This is a genomic window from Cyanobacteriota bacterium, from assembly GCA_027618255.1.
Classification (GTDB): Bacteria; Cyanobacteriota; Vampirovibrionia; order LMEP-6097; family LMEP-6097; genus JABHOV01.
Genome location: JAQCFG010000074.1, coordinates 1 through 7,928 on the forward strand (window position 1 = coordinate 1; position 7,928 = coordinate 7,928).

The window sequence follows — 7,928 nt, forward strand, 5'->3', positions numbered from 1 at the left end:
TAAAAATTATAGGGCATAATATAATTACCTACATGAAAATATTAGTAAGTAACGACGATGGAATTTGGGCTGAAGGAATTAGAGCTCTAGCAAATGCATTAGCAAAGGACCATGAGGTTTATGTCTGTGCGCCCGATCGAGAGAGATCAGCAACCGGTCACTCAATGAGCTTGCACAAACCACTTATGGTTAGCCTAGCTAAGACCAGCGATCTAATTGGCAACGCCAAAGCAGCACACATGACTTCAGGCACCCCCGCCGACTGCTCCAAAGTCGCTCTAGGAGCGCTCTTCAAAGACATCAAGTTTGACTTAATGGTTTCAGGAATTAATCATGGACCCAATCTTGGTATAGATGTACTTTATTCAGGTACAGTATCTGCTGCAATGGAAGCGATGCTACTTGGGGTACCAGCAATTGCAACATCTCTTTATAGCTATAGCTCCAAGGATTTTGATCCTGCAGCTGAATGGATACGAGAGTTTATCAAAAACAACGACCTGCCAAAGCTAATCCCCAACCGCAGTTTCCTCAATATCAATATTCCACCAGGACCAAGCGACAAATATCGCGGTGTAGAAATAACCAAACTTGGTAATAGAGCCTATGAAGAGAACTATGAAGAAAGACAAGACCCTCGCGGCAATAAGTACTTCTGGCTGGCTGGCGCACCAATAGAAGGGCTTGAAGTAGACGGCACAGATGGTTATGCCCTGCTAAATCACAAGATTTCGATTACTCCAGTTCGCTTTGATATGACTTACTATGATCAACTTGATGAATTAGGTTCTAATTTGAAGTTTTAGCCCTTGACACCAAGCTAATCCAAGGGTAGACTTCAGATTATCTTGGTATGCTAAAAAGAAATCTTGAGAAAAAAATAAAAGAATACCTCAATCAATTTCCTTGTGTAGTTTTGATTGGGGCAAGGCAAGTTGGCAAGAGTACTTTGCTCAAAAAAGTCCTGCCTAAAGCCAAGTTTTATGATCTTGAGAACTTGAGTGATTTTGACTTCATCAATGTAGATCCACAGTTCTTTTTAGAAAACCAAAAAGAGACAATAATTATTGATGAAGCCCAACACTGTCCTAATTTATTCAAAGCACTTCGGGTATCTATCGATCAAGATCGACAAAAAACTGGCCGTTATCTCCTAAGCGGATCTAGCTCTCCTCAACTCTTAAACAATATTAGCGAATCACTTGCAGGCAGAGTGGCAATCGTAGACATACCTTGCTTAGCTTGGAATGAAGCGCTTGCAAAACCTAAATCACGATTCTATGATTTTCTTGACACTCCAGCCAAATTCTCTAGCCTCAAAGCGCTTTATAGTAGAGAAGAATTACTTGAACTCTGTTTTTACGGACTTTACCCTGAACCATTTTTGGCAAGAGCAGATATCAATTTTTATAGAGCCTGGCAAGAAAATTATTTTAGAACCTACATAGAGAGAGACGTTCGGGCACTCTTTCCAAATCTAGAGCTTGAAAAATACCGCAAACTCATAATGATGCTTGCACAAAGTTCGGGTGAAACCATTAAGTACTCAAACTACGCAACTTCTTTAGGTATCTCTGAACCAACCGTCAAAAAATATCTAGAAATTGCAGAAGGTACTTTCATCTGGTCTAAACTCCAAGCTTTTGATCGCAATTCCAAAAAACGACTTATTAAAATGCCCAAAGGCTACCTAAGAGATACTTTATTAATTAACTATAGCTACAAACTACATGATCTTGACCAAATGCAAACCCAAGCCAAATTTGGTTTAATATGGGAAAGCTTTGTTCAAGAACAAATCCACAAAAACCTTCAAAATATTTTACCAAAACCTAGTTTCTATTACTACCGAACCCAAAATAAAGCAGAAATTGATTTGGTTATCGAAAGCTCTAAATCATTAATCCCCATTGAAATCAAAACTGGTTCTAGTTTCAAAAAAGATCAACTTACCAATCTCAAGCATTTCATTGAAGAATTTTCATGTCCTTATGGCTTGATAATCAATAACGCTAATGAAATAAGGCAATTGAGTGAAAAGATATATCAAGTGCCAGCTTGCTTTATCTAATAACAAAACTTAGTCCAGTTCGCTTTGATATGACTTACTATGATCAACTTGATGAATTAGGTTCTAATTTGAAGTTTTAATCCTTTGTCTACTCAAAATCATGATAGCTTCAACTTACTAATTTCTTCTTCAAAAAAACTATTCAACTGTTCTTTCTTTAAATCCTTATCGTTTAACAATATAACGCCCGCAAGATTAATGTCCTCTAAATATAAAAGCTGTTCAAGAAATAACCTATCATTAAAATCAGTTTGATACTTTTTGGATGCTAGCTTGAGTAAGGTTGCCAAATCAACATGTTTATCTTTCAAAAGATAGAAAAGATCGATATAATCTTTCCCCTCACCTCTTCTACCGACGGTATAAGCTTTTGTTGCAGCCAATTCAGCAAGAGATAGCATTGTTAAACCAGATTCAACAAATAAAGGCTCAATTAAAGGGAATGGATAATACAAATAAGTTAGCTTGACTCCATTAACAAGCATAGTCAACTCTTCAGAGTTATTTACCAGTACTTCTACAGCAAATCTAGGTTTAAGTTTTTTTTGAATCTTAGTTAATAATGTTTTAGGTAGTATATCCTTTGAGAAAAAATCAAAGTCTACTGATATTCGGTGTCCTATTTGCAAAGCAATAGCAGTACCACCTGCCAAGTAAAAATCCTTTTGTCCCTCCAAATAAGGAAGGAGTTCCTTGGCTTCATTTTTTAATACTTCTAATCTCATTATTAAAATCCGTTATTGACCATATCAATTTCACTAAGGGCTTAACACGTGAGCGTATTGCTGTTGTTGGTACAGACATTATCGTCTGCTTCAACAGGGTTAGACCATAATAATCATTGATCCATCTCCATTGATCTAAATTCCCATAATTAATAGTATTAATAATTATTGACTGCTTATCTCTATTTAAATCTAATTGATCAAAATCATAAGACCACATTATGCCTTTAAATGACTCATCTAATTTAGAAGCCTTAGGTTTCACTTAATATATTATACCCCGAACTAAGTTAGTTTAGCAGGTTAAAATATAAGCATCATGAAACGCCTTCTAGTATTACTCAGTATCTTTTTAACTAGTTGCACTCAACCAGCTCTAAAAACAAACAATCTACTCTTGTTTAAAATAGAAGCGCGCAATATTGCTGCAGATCGAATTACTGAGTTTAGATATTTTAAAGATGGCTTAGTTGAAAAAACAATTCTTCAGGACTCATCTAATAGTTCAGAGATTTTTCAAACTAGTTTCAATCAAGCAGAGCCGCAAATTGAATTACTCAGTAAGTTACAAGAACTTGATTATCACAACAGCTTCCCATGGAAGCAAGACTATCACAAGCGCGGTGATGTCATCAAAGTGCAATTCCCGCAGAGCACAACTCCTCAATCAATTAATCCAAACAAAACAACTCAGGCAATCACAATCAACAAGACTTATTTCTTTTATAGTGGTGACCAGAATGCTCCAGAGATTCTTCAACAGTTGCTAGACCTAACTGGTCTAACGAGAGCTAGTGAAGCTCAATAATCAAGACCAAATCCCCATTTCTTCTTCACTAAAATCACCCATAGGCTTGACTTCAGGTTTGAGCGACATGCCTTTCTCTGACTTAGCTTTAGTCTGAACAAACTTCATCAATTCACAAAAATCAAACGAGGTTCCTTCACCATGGTTCTCAAAAAAATTGCCATGTAAATTAGAAATCACAAAATCACCAACACGATGACCTTTGATACCAAGATCATCAATCAATTGACCAGCACCATAACCAGCTTGTGGGTTTTTAAAAGTACAACCACAGGTATATGATTTAATTGGTTGCCTAGTTGTTCTTGCTTTGTTATTTGCTTGCACTCTTGCTCTAATTGCATCTTTGTCATCTGGTTTCAAATTAAAAATAGCTGAAACCAATAAATGAGTTTGCGAATCAATATTGGAAGAGCGGTACGCAAAATCTAGATCATCATTCATTCTCACTTCAATCTTAAGACTTTCTAGGTTGAGCAATTTGACACTAACTAAAATATCAGAAATCTCAGCGCCATGCGCGCCAGCGTTCATCACAATACCGCCACCAATAGAGCCAGGTATCCCTTCCATAAATTCTGTTCCAGCAAGTGAGTCCCTAGTCATAAGGGCACAGAACTTGGGCATGCGTAAACCGGTGCCCACCTCGTACTGAGTCTCACTCAATTTCGTCACAAAATCGAGATTATTCGTTGAAACTAATACACCTTTCAAAGGTCTTGAGCTCAATAAAGTATTCGAACCAGCTCCAAGAATATTCCAAGACCAATTCTTCTCTTTTATCTCTTGAAATAAAGCTATTAATTCCTCTAAATTAGCAGGCGCAGCAAAAAACTCAGCACTAGCTTTGACCCTGAGAGTCGTCAACTTGGATATATCTGTATTTTGCTCTATTGTTAACATGGGTTTCTAGGGTATATCAATAGAATAACACGCAAATTAGCGATTTGAGATGTCAAAATTATGGAATATAATGAATAATTGCAAAAACTCAACATTAAATCTGGCCTTTCAATTTTGATTATTGCTTTTGTATTGAATCTGTCAGTTCAAGCACGCACACATATACTTTGCGGCAGCTCAGTAGATCAATGCCAAGAGAACCTACAAAACTATCCGCTCTTTGACACTCCCTACAAAGTAGCATCCAATTATTTACCGATCTTACCTATTCGAGCATTTGCCCATGCTGAAATATACAAAGACAAAAAGTCATGTAAATTAGAACGTCTCTATTATGTCAAAAACCTTGAAGCAGAATTTGCTGAACCATATCAAAAAACCATTCTTGATATTGAAGTTCATAATCATGGCTTATTTGGTCGCAGAATTATAGCCACAGGTAAACTCAATGAATTTGATTTAGAATACGAGAATAAAATCGGCGCAAGTCTACCAAGAAATGCATCAATGAAAGTAGTAGCTAAACTAGCGGGAGTAGAATTTCTAAATCTCCACATCAAAAGTGATGGCAAAAAAAATACTAACAAAGTGGAAGGGACTTACTTTGCAAAAGAAGTCAAATATCAAACCGAGTGGCGAGATACCAACGGTAGTTTAGCTAGCCTAGATTATAAACTACACACAGAAGGACTACATAATGAAGTTGATCACTTTCGTGCGATCACAAGAGGTTCAATCAATGAATATGAAATCTTTGGGCATGGCACCATGGTTAAACCAAACTACTATGAGTTTGAAGAGCATTACGGACCAATAGTTGTCAAAAGCAAACTTTGGATTATTGAAAAGTCTCAATGATAGCTGCTAGTACATGCTTAGTATGTGCGTAACTTAAACCACCTTGAAAATAACCAACAAAAGGTTCACGCAAAGGACCATCAGCAGAAAGCTCAATACTCGACCCTTCAATAAAAGAACCTGACGCCATTATAACTTGATCATCATAGCCTGAGATATCATCTGGTATAGGAGCAAACATAGAGTTGATTGGACAGTTATTCTGGACAATTTTACAAAACTCTATTAATTTATCTCTATCATTAAATTTAACAGCTTGAATAATATCATTGCGCTCAGCATCATAACGCGGCAAAGTCTCTAGCCCCATCTCTTCAAAGACTTTGGCAGCAAGGCTCATCCCTTTGAGTGCTTCACTGACAATAAGTGGCGCCATAAAAAATCCCTGGAAATATAATCTGGTTTGATCAAACATACAACCACCATGCTTGCCAATCCCTGGCGCTGTAACAAAGTCAGCGGCATTGTCTACAAGCTCTAGCTTACCGGCGATATAAGCGCCAGCCGCTACAATACCGCCACCTGGGTTTTTGATCAAAGAGCCAGCAATCAGATCAGCACCAATGTCAGTCGGCTCGCGCTCTTGAGTAAATTCACCATAGCAGTTATCAACAAAGACAATCGCTTTCGGATTTTGTGATTTAATTTCCTTGATTAATTTTTCAATATAATCAAGTGAATAAGAATCGCGCCATTCGTAGCCGCGCGAGCGCTGGATAAAGTAGACCTCATTACGACCGTCATCCTGAGGAGCCGAAAGCGACGTCAGGACCTCATCGCCACTACGCATTTGCAACTCAACTCCAAACCTCTCAATCCACGTATCAAAAACAGTCTGCAAAGTATCATAGGGCTTACCCACTGTAATCAAACGATCACCAGACTTGAGGTTACCAAAAATCGCTGAAGCAATTGCATGAGTACCCGAAACCAATTGAGGTCTTACCAAAGCCGCTTCAGTATTAAAATATGCAGCATACAACTCATCTAGCTTGTCTTTTCCAAGATCATCATAGCCATAACCTGTGACCCAAGAGAAGTGAGAGTTCTGGATTCCGGCTTGTTTGAAGGCGTTCAAGACTTTAATTTGTGTACGATCTTTAATCTCATCAAAACGATCCCAAACTAATTTAAGATCAGCTTGAATTCCAGTTATATCAATGTATTTTGAGCTTGCATTAATTGTCGTCATTGTCTCAATCATAGCAAAAGCAGAGACCGACTGGCTTTGAATAATTAAGATTTTATCAATTAATCGAGTCCATACACTTTATAAAGAACAAGGGAAAGAGAGAGGAAGAATTAAATGACTAGAGTACAAGCGGCACTACCGCAACATAGATTAGAGCAGCCACAAAGTGAAAGAGTTTTAAGGGCAAATATAGCAGCACTCAGAGACTTAACACAAGTTCTGGCACCATTAGCTTCAGTAATTACTGGAATTTTGTCAACAACAATTGGTAATCAAAGACAATCCAGTCATTCAATGCTTCTACCATTTTTTTTAAACCATATGCTTAGTAGCCATGTAATGAGCGCAGCAAGCAAGATTGGTGGTGATGGAGCATACCTTATGGGGGAAGATCCTTATGCAGTAGCTAAAAAAGCACCGCCAGCAAAACAACAAACTATCTTAGAAAGACTTAACGAAAAAGAAGAAGCTACAGCCAATGCCAAACAAAATGAAGCTGCAGAGATAGCAAGTGCCAAAGAAGAAATGACTGCAGCAGCACAGAAACTGGGAGGCAAGTTTGAAATCAATGCAACGGGAGAAAAACAAACTAGTTGCCAAGCAGATCAAGTAGCAGCTAAACTCAAAAGACTTGAAGCCATTATAGTTAAAGAACAAATCAATGATTTGTCCGACAGTGACGAAGTGAAAACGATAAGAGAGTCATCTAAGAAACAAAGAGATGCTCAACTAGAAACAGACATTATCAACTCAATGAAAGATCGACCAGACTTTAGTATGAAAGAAGCGAGCAGAGTCACTGGACTACTCAAAAAACAATTCAATAAGCTAGATGAGCTCCAAGACCAGTTTGCAGGAACAACTAATAAAGCAAAACAAAAAGCAATCATGGCTAATATAGAACGAGTCAAAGGTTTTAGTCAAAAGACTTTGAGCCAAAATGGCTTAGAACAACTTGACAGTCAAGACTATTCACTAAGAGAAGCTGAAACAAAAACAGAGGGTGAAAGCAAACCGAAGTTTGCCTGGGGTAAAACAACTCTAATTGCTGCAAGAGCTGGCATTATGGCAACTGCAGTAATAAATATATTTTCAGACATTGTATAAAGTTTTGCCTTAATTTTGCTCACTCGGGAGCAAGCTCGCCGAGTTTTATCCGCAAAATTGATTATTTTCTTCGAAAATAAACGGCAAAACTTTGATCGTCATTCCGTTCAATCCTCCGAGAGCAAGCTCTCGAGTTTTCACTACATTCGGAATAAAACGAATGGAACTGTCGTAACAAGTCTAATAAGTAAGAAAAGGAGAGAGGAATGAGTAATATTAAAGCAGGTAGCATTGGAGCTGCCACTGGAATTGCTGCAGTCAAGA

General features: G+C 37.7%; 9 protein-coding genes. 5 read left to right on the plus strand and 4 right to left on the minus strand.

The window, feature by feature from the left end:
* Positions 1 to 806, plus strand: an 806-nt coding sequence (surE, locus tag O3C63_08750; protein ID MDA0773017.1) for a 5'/3'-nucleotidase SurE, incomplete at its 5' end; no start/stop codon positions are given.
* Between the two features lie 47 nt (positions 807 to 853).
* Complete coding sequence (locus tag O3C63_08755) at positions 854 to 2,071, plus strand: ATP-binding protein (protein ID MDA0773018.1); 1,218 nt, start codon at positions 854 to 856, stop codon at positions 2,069 to 2,071.
* A gap of 98 nt (positions 2,072 to 2,169) precedes the next feature.
* On the opposite strand, the gene O3C63_08760 is transcribed toward O3C63_08755, so the two are convergent.
* Positions 2,170 to 2,796 carry a nucleotidyl transferase AbiEii/AbiGii toxin family protein gene (locus O3C63_08760; GenBank protein MDA0773019.1) on the minus strand — a complete coding sequence of 209 codons (627 nt, stop codon included), beginning with the start codon at positions 2,794 to 2,796 and terminating at the stop codon, positions 2,170 to 2,172.
* Complete coding sequence (locus tag O3C63_08765; GenBank protein MDA0773020.1) at positions 2,771 to 3,061, minus strand: hypothetical protein; 291 nt, start codon at positions 3,059 to 3,061, stop codon at positions 2,771 to 2,773. Before O3C63_08765 ends, O3C63_08760 begins: the two co-directional genes overlap by 26 nt.
* Positions 3,062 to 3,115: 54 nt before the next feature.
* On the opposite strand from O3C63_08765, the gene O3C63_08770 reads away from it, so the two are divergent.
* Positions 3,116 to 3,604 carry a hypothetical protein gene (locus tag O3C63_08770; GenBank protein ID MDA0773021.1) on the plus strand — a complete coding sequence of 163 codons (489 nt, stop codon included), beginning with the start codon at positions 3,116 to 3,118 and terminating at the stop codon, positions 3,602 to 3,604.
* Here O3C63_08770 and murB read toward each other — a convergent pair whose 3' ends face one another.
* Positions 3,605 to 4,507, minus strand: coding sequence for a UDP-N-acetylmuramate dehydrogenase (murB, locus tag O3C63_08775; protein ID MDA0773022.1), 903 nt, complete (start codon positions 4,505 to 4,507; stop codon positions 3,605 to 3,607).
* Between the two features lie 78 nt (positions 4,508 to 4,585).
* Here murB and O3C63_08780 point away from each other — a divergent pair, with 78 nt between their 5' ends.
* Positions 4,586 to 5,365 (plus strand): hypothetical protein, encoded by a 780-nt coding sequence (locus O3C63_08780; protein ID MDA0773023.1) that lies wholly within the window; start codon positions 4,586 to 4,588, stop codon positions 5,363 to 5,365.
* Here O3C63_08780 and O3C63_08785 read toward each other — a convergent pair.
* Positions 5,346 to 6,557, minus strand: a complete 1,212-nt coding sequence (locus O3C63_08785; GenBank protein MDA0773024.1) for a methionine gamma-lyase family protein — start codon at positions 6,555 to 6,557, stop codon at positions 5,346 to 5,348. The two genes, O3C63_08780 and O3C63_08785, sit on opposite strands and share 20 nt — an antisense overlap.
* Positions 6,558 to 6,671: 114 nt before the next feature.
* Between O3C63_08785 and O3C63_08790 the strand changes: the two genes are divergently transcribed.
* Positions 6,672 to 7,664, plus strand: a complete 993-nt coding sequence (locus O3C63_08790) for a hypothetical protein (protein MDA0773025.1) — start codon at positions 6,672 to 6,674, stop codon at positions 7,662 to 7,664.
* The last annotated feature ends 264 nt before the right edge of the window (positions 7,665 to 7,928 follow it).